General features: G+C 59.8%; 3 protein-coding genes. All 3 read right to left on the minus strand.

Annotated features, from left to right (window positions below; translation table 11 throughout):
• A partial coding sequence (locus EOA23_RS34420) for a TrbG/VirB9 family P-type conjugative transfer protein (protein ID WP_189341827.1) occupies positions 1 to 316 on the minus strand: 316 nt, incomplete at its 3' end.
• Positions 313 to 1023, minus strand: coding sequence for a type IV secretion system protein (locus EOA23_RS34425; RefSeq protein WP_127307291.1), 711 nt, complete (start codon positions 1021 to 1023; stop codon positions 313 to 315). The genes EOA23_RS34425 and EOA23_RS34420, both read right to left, overlap by 4 nt.
• Before the next feature lie 75 nt (positions 1024 to 1098).
• Positions 1099 to 1708: type IV secretion system protein (locus EOA23_RS34430; protein ID WP_145966599.1), on the minus strand; the 610-nt coding region annotated here is incomplete at its 5' end.

Below are 1708 nucleotides of genomic sequence, written 5' to 3' on the forward strand. Positions count from 1 at the left end.
GCAGCGAATAGACCCGCCGGTCGGTAACGACGTTGACGTTCGTCCAGGCGTCCCGTTCGAGCGGCTTGATGAAAAGAAAGCGCGAGCCGCGCTTGGGCACGATCGACCAGCCTTTCGTGTCGCCGGCCGAAACGGTCTCGATGACTTCGGACGGGCTGAGCTCGATCATCGTGGAGACGCCGAGCGCGGCGTTGACCGTCGTCACATCGTCGTTGTCGAAAGGCACGTAGCGGATACGATAGTCGCGCGCGGCGGCTGAGCTGGCCGAGCCAAGCAATACCAGCAGCGACAGGGCGGCGCCGATGTGTCCCTTCATTGCGCGCTCCCGGCCGTTGGCGCGGACTCCTGATCGCGACGGTATTCGATCACCTGGAAGCCAAGCGGATTGTCGAAGCGCCATTCGTTCTTGATCGGCGTCTTCGTGTAACGGAACTTGACCACAGCCACCCAATTGTCGGTCGTGGAAGAATTCTCGCGACGCGTCGTGGTCGAAAACCGCACCGACGCCGTCGTGCTGTTGAGCAGTGACACCGACTTGACGTCGACGGAAATGGTGACGTTACGCCCGTAGATTTTGTCGAGCGACTGCGCGTTGGACGGCGTGTAGCCCCAAGTCAAATCCCTGGACGCCGTTCCCGTCGAATAAAGCTGCGCCAGATCGTAGTTCTGCTTGATCTCGCGCGCGTCATAGGTCTCGCGGGCGCGGATATAGCGGACGAGATTGGCGGCCGTGACCGCCTCATTCTGCGACAGGTCGCCGGGTTTCAGCGCGCGCGCGACTTCGAGATATCCCGTCGTCTTATCGACCTCGATCACATAGGGCTCGAATTGCTTGAGCGGAAGGATGAGCACGAGCGTCAGCAGTGACAGGCCCGCAACGACACCGGCGACGCCACTCACAAGCCAAGCCAGCGTGCGCGAACGTCTCAGAGACCGGTGGGTGTCGTCCTCCCATGTCGCGCCGGCCTGATAGTAGCGCTCGTCGACGAGTTTGCCGGGCTCTGGGGGGATGCTTGACTGCATTTTTGTCACTTTACTTCAGCCTCATGTCCAAACTCCCACTGCAGCCATAAAGCCGCACGTCTCAGTGCCTGCGGTCTATGCCAATGGTCTCGCGTTATCGCGCGCTGCCTGCTGAATGGATGATCGAGCCGCCTCGCTACTGCGGGAGGTTCGGAGCCGCTGCCAACGGTTCGCGACAAACCGCGCGCCGGAATAGCGGGCAACATTGCCGGGCACATTCCCATAGGAACGGTATGCGCCGACAGTGCTGAGATACCCGCCGCCGTTCAGGATCGAGGCGATCGCCGGGATTTGCATGAGCACATAGATGCCGATGATTGTGACCAGGACGAGCGGCAGGACCATCGACATCTTGTTGTCGATGCTGGCGCCTCCCGACGTGGCAGTGTTCAAGGCAAGATTTACGAGCGAAAAATAGAAACCCAGGAAGCCGTATATGAGGATTTGTTGGATGATCAGATAGGTGGTCAGGGAAATGAAGCCCTCGCTCATCCGGCTTGACCACCGGAAGAGCCAAAGGACAATCCAGACCGGCGCCAGCGCCAAAGTGATGAACAGCATGATCTTGGCCGCGATGATTGCTGCTATGGCAAGCGCCGAAAAGATGATGGCGGCCAAAAGTACGATCGTGGAAAGCAGCGCACCGAATATGTCGTAGAAGGTGCCGCTGTAGACCTGGTTGGCC

Origin of the sequence: Mesorhizobium sp. M2A.F.Ca.ET.042.01.1.1, from assembly GCF_003997405.1 — a bacterium.
Lineage (GTDB): Bacteria > Pseudomonadota > Alphaproteobacteria > Rhizobiales > Rhizobiaceae > Mesorhizobium.

Excerpts from the sequence above, each read along its gene's own strand:
- EOA23_RS34425 (WP_127307291.1), bottom strand. The coding sequence starts at position 1,023 with ATGCAGTCAAGCATCCCCCCAGAGCCCGGCAAACTCGTCGACGAGCGC.